Origin of the sequence: Aquirufa sp., assembly GCF_044342065.1 — a bacterium.
GTDB lineage: Bacteria > Bacteroidota > Bacteroidia > Cytophagales > Spirosomataceae > Aquirufa.
Window position 1 is genome coordinate 26,635 of sequence record NZ_JBIIQN010000011.1, and the last position, 20,776, is coordinate 47,410.

The following is a 20,776-nucleotide window of genomic DNA, read 5'->3' on the forward strand; positions in this document are numbered from 1 at the left end:
TTTTTAATGATTCAATAAAATGAATTTTGGAAATCTAAATCAAGTGATATGGAAATTATGTATGTGATGATTGGGTTAAGTTTACTTATGGCTGTAGGCTTTTTATTCGCATTTATTTGGTCGGTTCGCACGGGCCAACAAGATGATTTAATAACCCCCGGAATACGCATTTTATTTGACGAAAAGAGTACAAAAAAATAATAACCGTTTATGAACACAAATTCTACCCATTTAGAGCAGTTTTCTTATGATAATAAGATTGTTCGAAACTTTTCCATTGCTACGATAATCTGGGGGATTGTAGGCATGTTGGTAGGCGTAATCATCGCTACTCAATTATTTGAACCAGCTGCAAACATTACACAATATGGATCATTTGGTCGTATCCGACCTTTACATACCAACGCCGTAATTTTTGCTTTTGTAGGAAATGCCATCTTTGCTGGGGTTTATTACTCTTTACAACGCTTATTAAAGGCTCGCATGTTCAGTGATTTCTTGTCTAGTCTGCATTTTTGGGGATGGCAATTAATCATAGTTGCTGCCGCGATAACATTACCGTTAGGAATCACCTCATCGCATGAATACGCTGAATTAGAATGGCCTATTGATATTGCTATCACGTTGATTTGGGTAACATTTGGCATAAACATGTTTGGTACGATTTTCAAAAGAAGGGAACGTCATTTATACGTAGCTATTTGGTTTTACATCGCCACATTCATTACAGTAGCCGTGCTGCATGTAACAAATTCAATTCAGTTACCTATTTCAGCATTCAAATCATACTACATTTATGCAGGGGTACAAGATGCCTTAATACAGTGGTGGTATGGTCATAATGCTGTGGCATTCTTTTTAACCACACCATTCTTAGGCATGATGTATTATTATTTACCTAAGATGGCTAATCGTCCGGTGTATTCTTATCGATTATCGATTCTGCACTTTTGGGCATTAATCTTTATATATATCTGGGCAGGGCCCCATCATTTATTGTATTCAAGTCTGCCTGATTGGGCTCAATCCTTGGGAGTTGTTTTTTCAATCATGTTGATTGCTCCATCATGGGGAGGTATGATTAATGGATTATTGACATTACGTGGTGCATGGGATCAAGTTCGCGAAAATACTCTATTAAAATTCATGGTAATTGGTATTACGTGTTACGGCATGGCAACATTTGAGGGACCGATGTTGAGTTTAAAAAACATCAATGCGATTGCACACTTTACCGACTGGATTGTTGCACACGTACACGTAGGCGCATTAGGGTGGAATGGATTTTTAATTTTTGCCATATTGTATTGGATGGTTCCGCGAATATACCAAACCACTTTATTCTCTGAAAAACTAATTAAAGTCCACTTTTGGATTGCTACCCTTGGGATAGCCTTGTATGCGATTCCAATGTATATATCTGGTTTCACACAAGGGATGATGTGGAAACAATTCACATTAGAAGGCACACTGCAATACGGGAACTTCTTGGACACAACGTTACAAGTATTACCCATGCATATCATGCGTGCCGTAGGAGGAACTTTGTATTTAGTAGGGGCTATCATCATGGCCTTCAACTTATTCAAAACCATGGCACAAGGCTCACTTCTGGCAAATGAAGCAGCAGAATCAGCCCCTTTAACGCTCATCGTGGAAGTAGAAAAAGGTGCTCACTGGCACCGTTGGATTGAACGCAAACCCATTCAATTGCTCGTAGCCTCATTAATCATGATTTTGGTAGGTTCATTGGTCGAGTTGGTACCAACCTTTATGGTTAAATCCAATGTTCCTACGATTGACGCCGTGAAGCCATACACATCGCTAGAATTGGAGGGGCGTGACATTTACATACGAGAAGGTTGTGTAGGATGTCATTCACAATTGGTAAGGCCATTCCGTTCCGAAACAGAGCGATACGGAGAATTCTCTAAATCAGGTGAATTTGTATATGACCATCCATTTTTATGGGGATCAAAGCGAACTGGACCCGATTTGCATCGAGAAGGAGGTAAATATCCGGATTCTTGGCACTATCATCACATGCGTGATCCACAATCCATGTCGCCAGGTTCGATTATGCCAGCCTACGATTGGTTATACGAACAATCACTTAGCACAGCCCAAACACAAGATAAATTGACTGCAATGAAGAAATTAGGTGTTCCTTATACGGATGCTGAAATTATATATGCTGTGGCGGATTTGAACACACAATCAAAAACGATTCAAGCACGTTTGGCAAAGGAAAAAATTAAGGTTTCGGCCGACAAGGAGATTATTGCCTTGATTGCCTACTTACAACGTTTAGGAACCGATATCGCTAAAAAATAAGGTTATGTTCAAACAATTTATTTCAAATATTCCAGGAGCAGACTCCTACATGATATTTTCTTTATTGACCTTCATGGTGTTTTTTTCTGCGGTAGCTATTTATATGATTTGGATGGATAAAAAACATGTAGATCGAATGAAGAACCTACCTTTTGAAAAATAATACAAAAGCTCATTAGACTTTAAATTAGCATATTATGGCATTTACATTCATGGAAATTTGGCTGATTACTTTGATCTTTTTAACGGGAATCATCATTTTGGTTGTCACCTTACAACTTAATTCAGCATTAAATAACCTGGTCAAGCAATCGAGTCATTTGATAAAGCAAGAGGCCTCATGGTGGGAAAAATTCAAAGGTTTAAAACCTTTGGACCGAGAACAGGACCTATTGATGAAGCATACCTATGATGGAATTACCGAATTAGATAACCCTACACCACCGTGGTTTATGTATTTGTTTTATTCATCCATCATCTTCGGGCTTATTTATGGCGCGTATTACCATGTTTATCAAGATGGCAACATCCAGGAGACCGAATATAAAACCGAAGTTATAGCTGCTGAAAAAGCAAGAGAGTCTTACATGAAACAATTTGCTCAAACCATTAATGAGGAAAATGCAAAAGTACTTTCAACGGTAAAAGATTTAACAAAAGGGTCACAAATTTATTCGATGAATTGCGTAGCTTGTCATGGAGACAAAGGCCAAGGGGGCGTAGGACCTAATTTAACGGATAAATTTTGGATTCATGGAGGAGGAATTAAAGACCTCTTCAAAACCATTAAACATGGCGTTCCTGAAAAAGGCATGATAGCTTGGGAAAAATCATTAAATCCAATCCAAATACAGCAGGTCGCATCTTTTGTACTAACCTTACAGGGTACAAATCCTCCCGGGGCTAAGGAACCTCAAGGTGAAGAAATTAACTAAACTTAAAATTTATACTTATGAGAAAGAATGTTGGAAAAATGGACCGTATTGTACGCATTGCTTTGGCAGTCGTATTGATCATTTTAGCTTATGCTAACGTGATTCCACAAAATCTGTCAATAGCGGTTTATGTGGTATCAACGATAATCGCGATTACTGGTTTTGTTCGAATTTGCCCTTTATACAAAATGCTACATAAGAGCACCCTAAGGGAAGAACCTCCTCAGTTTTAATTAACCCTTAAGGTCCGAGGAAATCGGACCTTCTTTTTTATGTCACTAATCAACTTAGCGAATGATGATTTTCGTAATCATCTCTATAATCAGACCAAAGATGGGAAACGGCTATGGATTTATCCCGGTCGAATTATAGGTCAATTGTATAAATTACGAAGTTATTTTTCCTATTTGTTGTTAACGCTTTTGTTTGGATTGCCCTGGATTGTACACAAAGGCCAGCCTATTTTCTTGTTTAATGTTATAGAGCGGAAATTTATATTTTGGGGGGTACCATTCTATCCACAAGATTTCCACTTGGTTGCACTCGGATTAGTTTGTTTTTTGATATTTATCAGCCTTTTTACTGTTTTATTTGGTAGAATTTGGTGTGGCTGGGCATGCCCGCAGACCATATTTATGGAAATGCTCTTTCGAAAAATCGAATATTGGATTGAGGGAGATGATAAAGCTCAACGGAGATTGAATGAATCCACATGGACAAACGAAAAGATAGCCAAAAAGGGGAGCAAACATACGTTATTTATACTAGTAGCCTTTGCGATTTCCAATACCTTTCTCATGTACATCATTGGCAAACCGGAATGGCTTCAAATCGTTACGGGTAATCCCAGGGAACACATAAAAGGGCTGATAGTCATGCTCATTTTTACTGCTATATTCTACTTGGTATTCGCTCGTTTTCGGGAGATGGTTTGCATGGTGGTATGTCCCTATGGACGTTTACAAGGTGTTCTACTCGATAATAATTCCATTCTAGTTCAATATGATCATGTCCGTGGAGAGCCAAGAGGAAAAGCGGTCAAAATGGAAACAAAAGGGGATTGTATTGATTGCCACTGGTGTGTTCGGGTTTGCCCAACGGGCATTGATATTCGAAATGGGAGTAACCAACTCGAATGTATCGGTTGTACTTCGTGCATCGATGCCTGTGATGCCGTCATGGAAAAAATTGACAAACCTACCGGTTTGATTCGCTATGATTCATATAATGGGGTAAATAGTGGCACTAAATTGAAATTCACAACCAGAATTGGAGCTTATTCCAGTGTATTGGTATTGATTGTTGGCATTTTGACCTATCTGCTAATCACACGAAAAAGTTGGGAATCAACCTTATTGAGAACGCCAGGAATGACTTTCCAGGTAGATGAAAAGTTACAAACTGTGAGTAATCTATACAATTTGGAGATTCTAAATAAATCTATGGAGGACCAAACTTTCACTGTACGTGTTGACAAACCACTTGAACTTATTTGGATAGGACAGAAGCTAGGTAAAATTGAAAAGGGGAAACAGGTAAAAACCGAATTTTTTATCAGGACAACCATAGGATCGTGGAAACAGGGAGAAAAAATCCCCATTCATATCCAAGATAATCAAGGAAAAGAAGAAACATTAAAAACAAGCTTTATTCAACCAAATGATTAATAATCAAGCAAATAAAGGGTATCATTGGGGTCATGGAATCATGGTAACCTTCATACTTTTCGGCGTATTTATGGCCTATTTTTACATCAATATGTCAAATGAAAAAATCGAATTAGTAGGAGAAAACTATTATGCAGATGGGCAGGCCTTTCAAGAGAAGATGAACCAAGAGAATCAGGAAATACCCAAGCAACACCAAGTTCAGCTAAAATCAATCGCCAATGATCACTATATGTTGATTCAATTGCCTGAAGGGTGTGATTCCGCCAACATGCAATTTTTCCGACCTTCCAATGCGCGTCTAGACAAATCGCTCACCTGGAAAAAGGACACTAATTTAAACTGGACTTTTTCAACGGTCTTTTTAGTCGAAGGACCCTGGAAAAGAACCATACGATGGTCAGTTGAAGGAAAAAGTTATTTACAAGAAGATCGAATTGTTATTCCTAAAAACAAATGAACTCCTGGTATTATGCATTTTTTATTGGTTTAGCCGGGAGCTGGCATTGTGCCATCATGTGCGGCCCCATTATGCAACAAATTGAGCAAAGAAGTAATCAAACAGGTCGCATGTTGATTTATACGATGGGGCGATTAAGCATGTATGGAATATTGGGTTTTTTTGTAGCAAAAATGGGCTCTATTTGGCTTTTCCCAACGTTTTGGCATCTATATTACTTATTTGCGGGTATCATATTGCTACTCGTGTTACGTAAGAAATTGAGCGACAACTTGTTTAAATTACTACATCGTTCGATTGGCCATGTACTTATTCAACTAGGCAAAAGACTTGGAGCAATGGGGTATTTTTTCTTAGGAATGAGCAATGGATTGGTACCTTGTGGTCTAGTATTGGGAGGATTGAGCATTGCTTTATTGCAATCAAATGCTTGGCTAGGCGCTTTAAGTATGGTCACTTTTGGGATAGCCACTTTACCAGCTCTGAAAGTAAGTATCTGGGGATTGGAGAAGATTACGAGATTAGGCTCCGTTTTTCAATTCATGGGATGGGGAATAGCCCTCATTCTGTTGTTTAGAAGTGCCTGGGGAATAGCTATGACGCAATCAACTTATTTACAGCATTCGCCTTTAAGTCCGATTATTTGTCATCCTTTTTCCTAGTATTTTAGATTTGCCAACGCATCAGGTTTTAGAATCGTCATTTCTGCACCTTTGACATCGATTAGACCTTCCTTTTTAAAATCACTTAAGGTTCGGATGACGGATTCAGTAGCAGTACCAACGCGAGAAGCTAAATCCTCACGAGACAAGCGCATCGAAATGGGACTAGACTGTGAATCCCCGTAGGTTTTCACTAATTCAACCAAAGCCAGCGCCACACGTTTGCGCAAAGATTGATAAGCCATAGAGAATAAAATGGATTCGTTTTTCAACAAATAGCCTGTCAGCGCTTTTCTAAACTGAATTTCTATATGAATATTTTCGTTTAATTTCTGAGTGAATTCACGCACGGGAATGCTTATTACCTGTACCTCTTCCAAAGCCTCCGCAGATTCACGGTAAGGTTGATTTTCTAGGATATCTACAAAGCCAAAAAATTCACCCGGTTTAACAAATGAAGTGATAAAATATTTGCCCTCACGATTTGTATGATAAGTTTTAACCTTTCCTTTCACCAGAAAATACAAACGATGCGGTGTATCACCTTCTGCATAAATCAATGCTTTTTTACCTAAATTTTGTTGCTTCTTCTCCGCTTTATATTGCTCAAAATCCAAAAATTCAAGCGCCTCCTCTGCAAATACAACATCAGTATGATTCACTTCGGTAACTGGAAGAACTGCAGGCCGCTGTTTTTTCAACCTAGACTCGATGGCTTTTAACAACTCAACTTCTTGAAAAGGTTTGGTTAAATAATCATCCGCGCCCATTTCCATGCCCTTTCTCATGTCAGCTCGATCAGTCTTTGCCGTTAAAAATATAAAGGGAATACGAGCTAGTTCCGGGTGATTTGAAAATACCTGTAATACCCCAAATCCATCGAGATTGGGCATCATAATATCGCAAATAACAATATCGGGTAAAATGCTTTTAGCTAATCGAACTCCCTCAATTCCATCAGTGGCTGTCTCAACAATATAACCTGACAACGCTAATAATTCAGCCGTATTCTCACGAATATTGATGTTGTCCTCAATGATTAAGATTTTAGTTGGCATAAGATAATCGGGGTAACGTAATGTGAAGTGTCGTACCTTGACCGAGTACGCTCGATAATTTCAATTCTCCTCCCAATAGGCGCATATACCGATCCATCAAATGGAGACCTAAACCTGTTCCAGGAATAATGCTCGCATTACCACCTCGGAAAAAGCGTTCAAACAAATGCTTCTGATCCGCTTCACTTATGCCTATTCCTTGGTCTATAATCTCCATAAGAAGATTATTTTCCTCTAGCCTCGCTTTTAAGAAAACATCTTTTTGAGAAAATTTAAGTGCATTCGATAAAGCATTCAAAAGTACTTTTCGTAACATGGAAGTATCTGAAACAAAATCTGCCAAATGGCCAACGCTTTGAACCACAATCTGCTGGCCGGGCCTCCGCATACCATCCACCTCAGTAACAAGATCATTTAAAAATTCTTCCACGCTAAAAGTATCAGGTCGAACTTCCACCTTTCCAGCTTCTAATTTTCCTACTGATAAAAATTCTTCCAAAATTTCCGTTAAATGGGCAACAGAAGACTTAATTCGTTGTATATGTTGACTTCGCTTTGCTTGATCATCAGTATGGCTATATTTCTCAATGATAGAAGCAGATGATAAGATAGAGGTTAAAGGTGTTCTAAATTCATGCGAAGCCATGGAAACAAAACGGGTTTTCAAATCCCCTAATTCAATCTCTTTTTGTAAAGACGATTCCAATTCTTTGGTTTGAATCTCTAGTTTCTCCAAGGTGTTTTGAAGCGCGTATGTACGCGATTCAACTTCAGCTTCCAAAGATTCATTCAATTGATTAATTTCTTGATTCCGTAAAATCAATTCCATTTCCACTTTACGCTTGAGCGTTACGTCACTGACAAAAGCGATGTAATAGATGTAATCATCTGTCTTAAAATGACTTAATGAAATCTCGATTGGGAAGAGAGATTCATCCTTTCGTTTGGCTTTCAAATCTAAACCGAGACCCATTGGCCGAGATACAGGCGTATGGTTAATTTTACTTAAATGTCCCTCATGTCTTCCTTTTAAATGATTGGGAATAAGAATTGAAATGTTTTGACCTAACAACTCAGATTCCGTATACCCAAAAAGTCGGTGCGCATACTCATTCGAAAGAATCATATTAAAGGCGGAATTTGTCACAATAATTCCAATCGCAGCCTCATGAAAAATGGCTTCAAAATGCGCAGGAAGAGGAAAAGAAGTTGCTGACATGATAAAAATTGAATAACAAATTTACAACTATTCAAGCAAAATTTATCATGGATGATATTCTTCCACAGCTACTTTCTTGACATCTGAAAAATAAAATGCTACCGGCTTAAATTTCCCTTCCGAATACATTTGTGCCTGGTCAAAGAAATGGGTAGAATTTACATTGCCACTTTGGCCACCGGCCAACAAACTATAAGCTTTCACTTTTTTACCAAACTCAACCGCTGCAACAAAACTGTTACCGTTTATTCCATACCATTTTTTTGATCCTTGTATGGATCGACTGGTATATGAAGGCAATTGGCCCCAAGCAGATGAGGTAAATGGAACGGGCAGACTTGATTTATTATCATCAAAAACGCCAGGTTGTGTATTGGCAATACGTTGAAAGCGATTTACTTCCCCCCAAGACACAATCCAACTGCCGAATTGTTTTTCGATACTTGTTTTAGCTTGAACCAATGCATTCAACAATACGTCTGGCGATGCGTTAGCCGTAAAACCTGTGAAATTTATCACAGGGTCAGTTTCTCCACCGAATTGCTTTATTCGCGGGATAGCTGGTAATAAGGCATTTGCCCAACGAATCGCAAGGTGTTGTGCGATTGAATTCACATCAGCCTCATAATTCCAAGCCGACAGGGTATCCACCAAAGATTTCAGCTCAGGACGAGGTTGTGCGTGATAGGCTTTCGTCAAAGCTGGAATGAGTATTTCAAAAGCAGTTAACCTGCGATCATAACCCAACTTGATTAAATCCTCAAGATCCATTTTGTTCGCATTTGAAAATAAGCGAACCGCATTAAGGTCTCGAAAATTCTCCCCATCAGGTGCCATGTAAACGGGGTAATCAGCTCGCTTCGGACTCGAAGTACCCGAAACCGTAAATGGAGTAGAATTGCAATTTTGGATCCAAGCCGACTCCGGATTCACCACCTGCACAATTTCCTTAAGTTCATGTAATCCTTTCCAATCAGTAGCAGAAGTACTGCCATCCTGAACCAAACTCCAATCCTTTGCCGGATCACGCTTAGGTACAAAATTGCCATGCCAATACGCAATGTTACCCTCTTTATCGGCAAAGACTGTATTATTGGACGTATTCGCACACAGGTCCATGACCTTTTGATAGGAGGCTAAACCGGTGGTTTTGGTTCTAAGCCAACTTTGTTCTAAACTCTTTAACGAACGATTATACGATTGAACAGAAATCCAATTCCCATTTCGTTTTGCCATTACGGCACCACGATGCGTATAGTAACTGGTAATTTCTCGAGGATTGGATTCTCCTTTGACACGTAAACTGATTTTTTTAACTCGCATAGGAAGCCATTTGCCATCTAACAAGTAATAAGGGCTTCCTTCACGCATTTCAACTTTTTCTTGATACAAATCTGCGACATCGACTTGACTGGATGTATGCATCCAACCACCATATTCATTAAAACCTTGATAAACGAAGAATTGTCCCCAAGTTACTGCTCCATACACATGTAAGCCAGCTTGGCTATTTACATGTATCTCAGGCCGAAAATAAAAGGTTACATGCGGATTGATGTAAAGCATGGCATTTCCAGATTTGGATAAGGACTTTCCTACGGCAAAACCATTTGAACCTGTTAAGTCTTCATCAGGAACAGATTCCTTAACACGGAAGGCCAAGGGCGTATTGATTCCATAAAACTGACCTACCTCTTCTTCTGTAACATCGCCAGTTGATATAGCACCAATAGACCCATCCGTCCATAACAAAGGATACCAAGGTTCAAAATGCGTAAGAAGCGCAGGCTTTACTTCGGGATGCTTATATAGGTAATAATTAATTCCATCGGCATAGGCAATTAATAATTGCTTCAACCAAGCAGGACTGCTTTGGTAATCTGCCTTCGCTTCATCGGGATCGATGATTAAACGCAGATATAAATCATTGGCTAATTCTTTCTCTCCGTCAACTTCGGCAAGGCGGCCCAACTTCTCTATGTAATTTCGTTCCACACGACCGAAATCATCTTCACATTGGGCATAAAGCATACCAAAAACAGCGTCAGCATCAGACTTTCCATAAACATGTGGAACGCCAAATTTATCACGGTAAATAGTGACACGTTTCGCTTGGGCCTTCCAACGAGTTAACTCGGGGGTTGCAAATAGACTAGTAGAAACCAGTAGAAGTAGGAGAATTTTTTTCATAGTCGACGCGGTTTAAACAAAAATAGAAAATTAGCTGAAACTCTAAGTGGCTTAAAACAAAAAAAGCACGCCGAGGCGTGCCTTTATTACCGAATAGTATATATTATTGGACGTCCAAGTAGGCTCTTTCTATTAATCCGTCTTCTTTTGCTAATCCTTGAACTCCAGAATCCATCGTTTTTACACGACGACTAACCTTTGATGTTTTTCCTTCCTGTGAAAAAGTAAAAATAATATCAAATGGGACTGGAGAGGCAATTTTAGTTTGAAGCAATAAATTAGCTGGGGGACCCTTCATTTCTTTTTCAGGCGCAACTAAGGTTTCAAGGACTTTTCCTGTTGTATCTGCTACTTCAACGGATAGGCTGGAGGATGACGCTCCTTTATTTTTTTGAATCAATAACACTACAGGCTGACCACTGGTAGAATCTTGGGTTTTCTTCTCAGCAAAATTAATTGTGCTTGGGCGTTTATCCCCACTTGCAAAGATCTTACCGAATTCAGCGATAGGTTCTAATACTTCAGTCACTGACAGAACTAAAATAATTCCCGTAATCAATGAGGCAACTACTAATTCTTTTTTAATTGAACCTGTTTTACGATCTTTTGAATAGGCCTTAATGGAATCCCAATTATTCATAATGTGAAATACCGCGAAGCTAATGAACAGCATTCCAAAAATGGTATGTGTCATTTCAATAAAATGAGCCTTTTGCTTGACGTAAAGTAAGATTCCTGTACTCGCCAAAATAAAAAAGGCAATGGATACGGTTAGGCTAATGAGGTTTTTGTTTTTCATACGGGTTAAATTTTTTTTCAAATATGTGGGTTTTATCCATGCTTAAAGGTACAAATTCGACAAAAGGCGGAAATTCTCCAACATAAACAGACAAATAGGTATAAATTGTTGGCCGATGTCTTTTTAACTTGCAACCCTACTTAAACCTATACTTTGAAACATCTTTATCTCGTTTTTTTTCTTGGATTCACATTTCTTGCAGCTAGTCAAAATGTTCCGAAAGGAAAATTGACTGGCCAATTAATCGAAGCGAACACCTCCAATCCAATTCCCTTTTCAAGTATTCGAATACAAACAGCGGATCCGGTTAAACTTATTTCGGGTGCAATTGCCAATGAAAAAGGTGAATTTATCATCGAAGTAAATCAAGGTGTATATGATGTGATAATCGAAAGTGTAGGATACGAGGCACAGACCTTGAAACAAGTTCAGGTTAGTAAAACTACGGCTTTGGGCCAGATTCAAATAAAAGTAAGTACCCAAACGCTAGATGAGGTCACGGTTAAAGGCCAAAAAGCCAGCATGGAACTCGCGTTAGATAAACGCATATTCAATGTAGGTACGGATGCAGCAAATAAAGGGGCTACAGCAGCTGAGATTCTAGGTAATTTACCTTCTGTTCAAGTGAGTGGCGAAGGCGGAGTGAGTTTACGGGGTAGCGAGAATGTTAGAATCTTGATTGATGGTAAACCATCAACGCTTGTTGGAATCAATGGATCATCGGGTTTACAATCCTTGCAAGGCAATTTAATTGATAAGGTGGAAATCATCACCAATCCTTCCGCAAGATATGAGGCTGAAGGAATGGCAGGTATTATCAATATCGTGCTTAAGAAAAACCAAAATCAAGGATTTAATGGGGCTATCGAAAGTACGTTGGGGTATCCTGAAAACTTCGGAGGAACTGCTATCATAAATTACCGAAAGAACAAATTGAATTTCTTCTTGAATTATGGACTTTTCTATCGCAGGACACCCGGACAAGGTAAACTATATCAAGAGGTTTATGTAGGCGATCAAACCAATTACCTTCAGCAAACGAGTCAGAACAATGTTACCGGTTTAGTCAACAATATTCGGGGAGGGGCAGATTATTTCTTCAATGACAAGACCATTTTAACTGGTTCTTATATATTCCGCAGCACGCATGTTCGCCGAATTACGGATTTCAACTATTTAGACTATCTCAAAACCTTATCAAAAGTATATTCAGACACCTATCGCCAACAAGATGAAAAAGAAACAGAACCGAATGCTGAATACGCATTAACCTTTAAAAAATCTTTTGTAAAAAAAGGAAAGGAATTTACTGCTGACCTACGTTATTTGGATTATTGGGAACAATCAGATCAAATATATACCCAAACAAGTAAATTCGGCGACGGAACGCCATTTACAGCAAATTCATTGGTACAAAAGGCGCTGAATGATGAATACGAGCGTCAATGGATTTTACAAGCCGATTATGTAAATCCGTTGGGAAAAGATGGGAAACTAGAAACGGGATTGCGGACAAGCTTTCGGGATATGATTAATGATTACGTAGTGACCCAGCAGCAGGCCAATGGTACTTTTGCGGTGATTCCTGGACTTCAAAATCTTTTTGAGTACAAAGAAAATATTTCAGCGGCCTATTTAATTTTAGGCAATAAAAAGAATAAGTTTTCTTACCAAATAGGTTTAAGAGGGGAGATAACTGACATTCAAACGGAATTGAAACAGACCCAAGAAAAAAACCCGCGGAACTATGCGAATTTATTCCCCAGTGCCCATTTTACGTATACGATGAATACCAATAGTTCGGTTCAATTGGGGTATTCTCGACGCGTTCGCAGGCCGACGTACAATGAGTTAAGTCCATTTGTGACTTTTTCGGATAATCGAAACTTCTTTTCGGGTAATCCCAATTTGAACCCTGAATTCACGAATTCATTTGACTTGGGACATTTAAAATATTTTGACGCGGGTAGTTTAAGTTCATCCATTTACTATCGATATACAACGGGTAAAATAGATCAGATAAGAACGGTTGATGCACAGGGATTTGCGAGAAGTCTGCCAGAGAACTTTGCAGACCAACAATCGATGGGAGTAGAGTTGACGAGCTCATTTAACGTGTCAAAAAACTACAAAGCAGATTTAAGCTTCAATGGATTTAGAGCTAAAATTGATGCGAGTAATATTAATTCAGCTTATTTAGTTGATACCTATTCATGGTTTATTCGGCACACGTCGCGCATAAAGTTGGGAGGAGGGGTTGATGCTCAAGTTCGGGCGAACTATGAAGCACCGCAAGAAACGGCACAAGGAACCCGCGGATACATAGCTTGGATGGATTTATCGGCAACAAAAGATATTATGCAAGGAAAGGGGACATTGAGTGTAAATGTATTGGATGTATTTAACTCAAGAATCATGCGAACTGAAACACTAGGAGAAACTTTTTATACAAATCGTCAAATGCAGGGACGATTAAGACAAATAAATATTACTTTTAACTACCGATTAAACACCACCAAGCAAGCTGCTAAACAGCGTAGAAGCATGATGGATGAAGATAATTAAGTTTAGACCTATGAAACAAAAGATTTTAATAGCTGCAGGACTTATGCAGCTTATGTCGATTAGCTGTACAAGTTCATTAGAAAAAGCAACGTATCAGGTATTGTTTGAAGACCAAGATCAGATAGCAGAAAGAGCTCAAACAGCCAAAGAAAAACTTCCCATAAAAATTACTGGTGGATTAAACATCACACGCTGGGCATCTGACAGTTTAGCTCCTGATCCTGTGGCTATCGATATTGATGACCAGGGAGCAGTCTATTTAATTAGTACAAATCGGGGAAAAGTATCTGAGTTTGATATTCGCGGTCATCGCGATTGGATGACTGAATCTATTGGTTTTCAAACTGTCGAAGATCGAAGAGCCTTCTTGCGTCGGACATTTTCCCCTGAGAACTCCGAGAAAAATGCCTGGCTACCAGACTTAAATGGAGATGGCATCCATGATTGGCATGATCTAACGATCGAGAAAGATGAAATTTGGAAGTTGGAGGATAAAAATGGAGATGGTTACGCGGATCAAAGCACCCGAATTTTAAATGAATTCAATCAAGAAGTTACGGATGTTGCAGGAGGCTTACTGGTTCGTAAAAAGGATGCATTTGTGGCCATCGGTCCCGATTTATGGCGTTTAGATAATCTGCATAAGCGGGGGCTTTGGACCAATCCCAAATCCATAGCAACGGGATTTGCGGTACATATCGGTTTTGGAGGGCATGGGATGTCGAGTGTTATCGAAGGACCTGACGGAAAAATATATTGGCAGATTGGAGACATTGGAGCGAATATAACGACAGTGGATGGACGTAACCTACCCAATCCAAATTCGGGTGTTTTGGTACGTTCGAATGCGGATGGTACCGATTTAGAAATTGTGGCTTCCGGTATTCGGAATACACATGAATTTGTATTTGATCACTATGGAAACATCATCAGTTCGGATAACGACGGTGATCACCCAGGTGAAAGTGAGCGTTTAGTGCATATTGTGGAGGGGGCTGATATTGGGTGGCGATCCAACTGGCAGTACGGCAAGTACACGGATCCAAAGAACAATTTGTACAAGGTATGGATGGATGAGAAATTGTATATCCCGCGTTGGGAAGGGCAGGCGGCCTACATCATTCCACCTATTCGCAATTACCACAATGGACCTACGGGAATGATTTACAATCCAGGTACTGCCTTAGGGAAAAAGTGGTTAAATAAGTTCTTTTTAGTTGAATTTGTAGGTAATGCGAATAACTCACACATTTGGTCATTTGATTTAAAGCCGAAGGGAGCATCTTTTGATTTCAAATCAGAGGTTGATGTCGTGAGTGGTATTTTACCTACTGGTATTCGTTTTGGACCTGAAGGTGCATTATATGCAGCGGATTGGGTTACAGGCTGGGATATCAAGAATTTTGGACGTGTTTGGAAGTTGGATGTAGATGAAAAGTCAAATGATTTAGCCGCAGAACGCGCAAAAACGAAGTCCTACATTCAAATGGATTATGGTAAAGCAGACTTGCCAACATTAGCGGGCTTATTAAAGTATGAGGATATGCGTGTTCGCCAAAAGGCACAATTTGAATTAGTCGCACGCGGTCAAGCCATGGAATTATGGAAAGCAATTGCTCAGAAAGACAACCAATTTGCGCGTATTCATGGTATATGGGGAATAGGGCAGTTGGCCGCGAAAAACAATGCCGTCGCTGCTGGTTTAGTGGGCTATTTGTCAGATTCAGATGTAGAAATTCAGGCACAAGTATTGAAGGTGTTAGGGGATGTGCGGTATAAAGGTGCCGAAAAAGAGCTTATTAAAGCTTTAGGGTCCACTTCGCCGCGCGTTCAATTCTTTGCGGCGCAGGCATTGGGACGTACGGAAGCGGCTGCAGCTATACCGGGATTATTAAATTTGATTGAGCAAAATAAAGATGAGGATGTCTACATCCGCCATGCAGCGGTATTAGCATTAAGTCGGATAGGTCAAGTGGAGCCTATGGCGGCTTTAGCTACTTCTTCAAATCGCTCCTTGCGTATTGCGGCGGTTTTGGTATTGAGACGATTAGCGAGTCCAGAGGTGGCACGCTTTCTAACGGATCCAGACATGTACATTGTGGCAGAAGCGGCACGTGCTGTACATGATGATTTATCAATACCTGCGGCATTGCCAGCTTTGGCAGGTTTATTAGCTAATCCTTCGATTACTTCGGAAGTAATCATTCGCCGGGCAATCAATGCTTGTTTGCGCGTAGGCACGGCGAAAGAAATTGATTTATTAGTACGTTATGTACAACGTAATGATATACCAGATGATATGCGTGCAGAAGCAATTGCAACCTTAGGTACCTGGGGAGACCCATCGGTATTAGACCGTGTCGATGGACGGCATAGAGGTAAGTTGGACCGCAACGCGCAAGATGTGGTCGCTAAAATCCAACCAATCATTCCGTCATTCATTCGTAGTAAGAATGCGGCAGTTTTGCAGGCAACAGGCCAATTAGTGGCTGAACTGGGTATTAAGGATGTTTCTGCTGAGCAAACGCAATTATTCTTGAATCATCCAAATTCAAAAGTACGGGGAGGGCAATTGACCTCATTGATCAATTTGAAGGATGTGAATTTACCTTTTCTGATTCAAAAGGGTATGGAGGACACAAGTCGTTCAGTACGCAGTTTAGCGATGGGATCTTTGGATAAAATTGCCATAACGAAAACTCAATTACCGGCTATGGTAAATCCAATCTTTGAAAAGGCAACAGTAAATGAGCAGCAACAAGTACTTCAAAGTATGGCTAAAATGGATGCAGCAAATACATCGGATGTATTAGCTGATTTGATTGTACGCATGACACAGGGAAAACTACCAGCGGGCATTAAATTGGATTTAATGGAGGCCGTTGAAGCTACTAAGTCGGAGATGTTGATTGCGAAATTAGACGCATTAAAAGTGAAAGGTTCTCTGACAGATGAATACAAGGATGCTTTGTATGGAGGAAATTTACAAGCTGGTAATTTTATATTTAATAGAAATCAAGCCGCACAATGCGTTCGTTGCCATAATGTAGGAGGTGAAGGGGGTAATGTGGGGCCGACCTTAAAAGGTATTGCAAGTCGCTTAACACGTGAACAATTATTGCAAGCCTTAGTTGAACCAAGTGCGCGTATTGCTCCGGGATACGGAACGATATCATTGACATTAACGGATGGGCAGGAAGTGAATGGTACGTTAATCTCAGAAACGGAAAAAGAAATTCAGTTGAAAACGAATGAAGCAGAGCCATTACGCATAGCGGTAAGTCGGATTAAAACACGTGAAAATTATCCTTCATCGATGCCAGCAATGGGCTCGATGTTAAGCAAACGTGAAATTCGTGATGTGGTGGAATATTTATCTTCGTTAAAATAAAAGCTATTTACAAGTGAGATTATACTTTGCCAAACCGCTTAGGTTTGGCAAAGTATATTTAGCGAGCTAATGATGTAAATAAAGACCGTTTTACAATCTATATTTTCAAGTGCATATCTTATCATAAACTTGCATTTCAATTGTTAAGAAAAAATACGCATGAGGGAATCTAGTTGATTCAGGTAAGCTACTCATGATTGGTTGAGAGGCAAGAATCCTACAAAATGCTATTATTATAAAGTTTTATTTTGGAAGGATTAGCTTAAAATTGCACATATCAGTGTATTTTTGTACAAACAAGTTCAAAAGACATCCGGCATTTTCAATTTGCTATTAATTAATTTCTTTACCCATGAAAAATCATAATTCGGATCCTCAAGATGGTTTCGCGGGCTTAAAAGAAAATTTCATACAGGATGCTAGTTCGGGGTTTATTGTCTTTTTATTAGCCTTACCTCTGAGTTTAGGTATCGCGAAAGCATCTGAATTTCCGCCCATTATGGGATTAATAACCGCCATTGTAGGCGGAATGGTTGTTAGTATGTTTGCCGGTTCACGTTTGACAATCAAAGGACCTGCCGCGGGATTAATCGTTGTCGTTGCGGGAGCAGTTAACGAATTTGGTGGTGGAGATACTGGATGGCATTTGGCATTAGGAGCGATGGTTGTTGCCGGTTTGTTACAAATCCTTTTTGGCGTATTTAAACTTGGGAAATTGATGGATTTCTTTCCTTTATCGGCCATTCATGGTATGTTGGCATCCATCGGATTAATCATCATTGGAAAGCAAATACCGGTTTTATTGGATGTTAATCCAGCCTTAACAAAAGGCAAAGAGCCCTTGCAATTGTTCGCGTCTATTCCTGAATTTATAGCTAATTTGGACCCAAAAGCTACATTAATCGGAGGCATTAGTTTAGTTATCATGCTGAGTTGGCCCTTTATAAAGCATAATAAACTTAAGATAATACCAGCACCTTTAGTCGTATTATTACTTGCGATTCCGGCTGAATTAATTTTGAACTTCCAAACCTCTCAACCTAAACAGGCATTGGTTCAAATAGGAAATTTGTTTGACAGCATCCAGATAAATGCAAGCTTTGATGGTTTTGCCCAAACGGGAACCTTCATCAAATTTGTCATCATGTTTGCTTTGGTAGGTTCATTGGAGTCCTTATTAACGGTTAAAGCCATGGATATGTTGGATCCATTCAAACGTAAATCGAATGCTAATCAAGATTTAATTGCCACGGGAATTGGAAATACCCTCGTAGCATTTTTAGGTGGCTTACCCATGATTTCAGAAGTAGCACGTTCATCAGCCAACATAGCCAATGGGGCTAAAACTCGGTGGGCAAATTTCTTTCATGGATTTTTCATTCTAATTTTCGTCTTATTGGCATCTGATTTAATAGAATTCATACCGAATACGGCATTAGCTGCGATGTTAATTACGGTGGGAATTAAATTAACACATCCTAAAGAATTCATTAACACGTTTGAAAAAGGAATAGAACAATTATTGATTTTATTGGTAACGATATTATTTACCTTGAGCGTAGATTTATTAGTAGGGATTGGTGCTGGTATTTTGACCGAAATTCTAGTTAATCTCTTTAATGGAAAGCCCATAAGCGCCCTTTTTAAAGCTCCTACGGAGGTTTCTTTTACCAATGACGCGTACCTAGTTGAAATTTCTGACGCAGCAGTATTTACGAATTTCTTGGGTATCAAAAGAAAATTGGAGGCAATCCCTGCCAACTTCCAAGTTACGATTGACTTGTCTAAAACCAATTTGGTCGATCATTCCGTGATGGAAAATTTGGAACATTTTAAACATGATTATGAGCGGCAAGGTGGAAAAGTGCATATCATAGGGCTAGATTCTCACCAACCAGTTTCAAATCACAAGGCAGCTGCTCACAAAAAAGTTAAATAGATAAATTTATTGAGTTTATTGCTTGTTTAATCGTACGCCTTTATGAGGCGTTTTTTTTTGACCTTAGATTTTGGACGTTGGACCTTTGATGTTTGAACTGAACATTACCTTACAGTATTTTCATTTTTTTTGAATATATTGAAGACAATTTAAACCTATTCCATGAAAGCTTTTGTTTGGCTGTATACCATAGTCTTGGCCTTCGTTTCATTTACGGGCTTTAGCCAAGTTTGGGTATCAAATCCTGCTAGCCAAAAAATGCTGGTTAAACAAGCACTAACTCCTCAGACTGCGGCTCAACAAGGAATTAATATTAACCTTCAAAAATATTTTCAATCCATCGATGGATTTGGTTACACGTTAACAGGCGGGAGTGCTCAACTCATTCAGGCTTTACCAGCAGATAATAGAAAGAAATTAATAAATGAGCTATTCGGAACAGGAGACAATAGCATTGGTATATCGGTTTTACGTGTAGCTGTGGGAGCCAGTGATTTGGATGCATCAGTATTTTCTTATGCTGATGTTCCCGATGGTCAAAAAGATGAAAAGCTAGCCCGGTTTTCATTGAAACCATCAGAAAACGACCTAATTCCTTTGTTACGAGCAATCAAAAAAGTAAATCCAAGCATAAAGTTAATGGCAACCCCTTGGTCACCACCTGCTTGGATGAAAGATAATCAAAATTCAAAAGGGGGGTCACTGCTACCTCAATATTACGGGGTGTATGCCCAATACTTAGTCAAATACCTGAAATCGATGGAAGCCCTTGGACTTGCTATGGACTATTTGACTCCTCAAAATGAACCCTTACACCCCGGAAATAATCCAAGTATGTTGATGTTAGCCTCCCAACAAAATGACTTCATCAAAAATCACTTAGGACCTGCATTTGAAAAAGCCAGTTTGAAAACTAAAATCCTTGCTTACGACCACAATTGCGACAAACCTGAATATCCGCTTGAAATTTTGAATGATCCAATCACTCGAAAATATGTGGCAGGATCTGCTTTCCATTTGTATAATGGGGATATATCAGCTTTGAGCACACTAAGAAAAGCGCATCCTGATAAGGATGTTTATTTTACAGAACAATGGACGGGAGCAAAAGGCGATTTTGCCGGCGATTTTAATTGGCATATTAAAAATGTAATCATTGGCTCTCTTAGCCATGATGCTAAAACGGCGCTGGAATGGAATCTGGCAAACGATCCACAATGGGGACCACATACGCCCGGTGGCTGTACTGAATGCAAAGGAGCCATAACCATTCAAGCAGATGGGAGCTTCATTCGAAATCAAGCCTATTACATCGTGGCACATGCTTCAAAATTTATTCCTACGGGTTCGAAACGGATAGAATTAAACGAATTACCCAAAGGAGTAAATGGGGTAGCAGTCATTCGTCCCGACAATCAAGTTGCCGTTTTACTCCAAAATGAAACAAATCAAATGGTCAATACGGCCATAAGCTTAGGCAATAAACAATGGGGAATTGAGATTCCGAAAGAGGGGGTTGTGAGCATTTTATTGAATTAAGCGTGAAGCGTTTTGAAG

16 protein-coding genes are annotated in these 20,776 nt (G+C 39.4%); 12 read left to right on the plus strand and 4 right to left on the minus strand.

The features are described 5' to 3' along the window. The first annotated feature begins 48 nt into the window (after positions 1-48). The 8 genes from ccoS to ACIQZ2_RS05905 are packed head-to-tail and all read left to right on the plus strand — an operon-like array spanning position 49 to position 6,058. A complete protein-coding gene (ccoS, locus tag ACIQZ2_RS05870; protein ID WP_395767917.1) occupies positions 49-201 on the plus strand; it encodes a cbb3-type cytochrome oxidase assembly protein CcoS in 153 nt (50 codons plus the stop codon). 9 nt (positions 202-210) lie between these two features. Next, positions 211-2,334 (plus strand): cytochrome-c oxidase, cbb3-type subunit I, encoded by a 2,124-nt coding sequence (gene ccoN, locus ACIQZ2_RS05875; protein WP_395767918.1) that lies wholly within the window; start codon positions 211-213, stop codon positions 2,332-2,334. A gap of 4 nt (positions 2,335-2,338) precedes the next feature. Beyond that, complete coding sequence (locus tag ACIQZ2_RS05880) at positions 2,339-2,497, plus strand: hypothetical protein (protein WP_395767919.1); 159 nt, start codon at positions 2,339-2,341, stop codon at positions 2,495-2,497. A 49-nt stretch (positions 2,498-2,546) separates the two neighbouring features. Beyond that, the gene (locus tag ACIQZ2_RS05885; RefSeq protein ID WP_395767920.1) at positions 2,547-3,269 is read left to right on the plus strand and encodes a cbb3-type cytochrome c oxidase N-terminal domain-containing protein; all 723 of its coding nucleotides are present in this window, start codon (positions 2,547-2,549) and stop codon (positions 3,267-3,269) included. A gap of 17 nt (positions 3,270-3,286) precedes the next feature. Next, on the plus strand, positions 3,287-3,502 hold the full coding sequence (locus tag ACIQZ2_RS05890; RefSeq protein ID WP_395767921.1) for a DUF2892 domain-containing protein: 216 nt from the start codon (positions 3,287-3,289) through the stop codon (positions 3,500-3,502). A 39-nt stretch (positions 3,503-3,541) separates the two neighbouring features. Further along, positions 3,542-4,936, plus strand: coding sequence for a cytochrome c oxidase accessory protein CcoG (gene ccoG, locus ACIQZ2_RS05895; RefSeq protein ID WP_395767922.1), 1,395 nt, complete (start codon positions 3,542-3,544; stop codon positions 4,934-4,936). Next, positions 4,929-5,396, plus strand: a complete 468-nt coding sequence (locus tag ACIQZ2_RS05900) for a FixH family protein (protein ID WP_395767923.1) — start codon at positions 4,929-4,931, stop codon at positions 5,394-5,396. The genes ccoG and ACIQZ2_RS05900 overlap by 8 nt, the downstream gene beginning before the upstream one ends. After that, positions 5,393-6,058 carry a sulfite exporter TauE/SafE family protein gene (locus tag ACIQZ2_RS05905; RefSeq protein ID WP_395767924.1) on the plus strand — a complete coding sequence of 222 codons (666 nt, stop codon included), beginning with the start codon at positions 5,393-5,395 and terminating at the stop codon, positions 6,056-6,058. Before ACIQZ2_RS05900 ends, ACIQZ2_RS05905 begins: the two co-directional genes overlap by 4 nt. Here ACIQZ2_RS05905 and ACIQZ2_RS05910 read toward each other — a convergent pair. The 4 genes from ACIQZ2_RS05910 to ACIQZ2_RS05925 all read right to left on the minus strand — a co-directional run bounded on the left by ACIQZ2_RS05910 (position 6,055) and on the right by ACIQZ2_RS05925 (position 11,324). Continuing rightward, the gene (locus ACIQZ2_RS05910; protein ID WP_395767925.1) at positions 6,055-7,116 is read right to left on the minus strand and encodes a response regulator; all 1,062 of its coding nucleotides are present in this window, start codon (positions 7,114-7,116) and stop codon (positions 6,055-6,057) included. The genes ACIQZ2_RS05905 and ACIQZ2_RS05910 overlap by 4 nt on opposite strands. Next, a complete protein-coding gene (locus tag ACIQZ2_RS05915; RefSeq protein WP_395767926.1) occupies positions 7,106-8,335 on the minus strand; it encodes an ATP-binding protein in 1,230 nt (409 codons plus the stop codon). The genes ACIQZ2_RS05910 and ACIQZ2_RS05915 overlap by 11 nt, the downstream gene beginning before the upstream one ends. A gap of 45 nt (positions 8,336-8,380) precedes the next feature. Continuing rightward, positions 8,381-10,525, minus strand: coding sequence for a penicillin acylase family protein (locus tag ACIQZ2_RS05920; RefSeq protein ID WP_395767927.1), 2,145 nt, complete (start codon positions 10,523-10,525; stop codon positions 8,381-8,383). Between the two features lie 103 nt (positions 10,526-10,628). Then, a complete protein-coding gene (locus ACIQZ2_RS05925; protein ID WP_395767928.1) occupies positions 10,629-11,324 on the minus strand; it encodes a DUF4405 domain-containing protein in 696 nt (231 codons plus the stop codon). A 153-nt stretch (positions 11,325-11,477) separates the two neighbouring features. Here ACIQZ2_RS05925 and ACIQZ2_RS05930 point away from each other — a divergent pair, with 153 nt between their 5' ends. The 4 genes from ACIQZ2_RS05930 (at position 11,478) to ACIQZ2_RS05945 (ending at position 20,758) form a co-directional block, all read left to right on the plus strand. Continuing rightward, positions 11,478-13,889 (plus strand): TonB-dependent receptor domain-containing protein, encoded by a 2,412-nt coding sequence (locus tag ACIQZ2_RS05930; RefSeq protein ID WP_395767929.1) that lies wholly within the window; start codon positions 11,478-11,480, stop codon positions 13,887-13,889. Between the two features lie 10 nt (positions 13,890-13,899). Continuing rightward, positions 13,900-17,280 (plus strand): HEAT repeat domain-containing protein, encoded by a 3,381-nt coding sequence (locus tag ACIQZ2_RS05935; protein ID WP_395767930.1) that lies wholly within the window; start codon positions 13,900-13,902, stop codon positions 17,278-17,280. A gap of 352 nt (positions 17,281-17,632) precedes the next feature. Continuing rightward, a complete protein-coding gene (locus ACIQZ2_RS05940; protein WP_395767931.1) occupies positions 17,633-19,219 on the plus strand; it encodes a SulP family inorganic anion transporter in 1,587 nt (528 codons plus the stop codon). A 162-nt stretch (positions 19,220-19,381) separates the two neighbouring features. After that, entirely contained in the window at positions 19,382-20,758 is a 1,377-nt protein-coding gene (locus ACIQZ2_RS05945; protein WP_395767932.1) for a glycoside hydrolase family 30 beta sandwich domain-containing protein, read from the plus strand. Positions 20,759-20,776 lie beyond the last annotated feature (18 nt).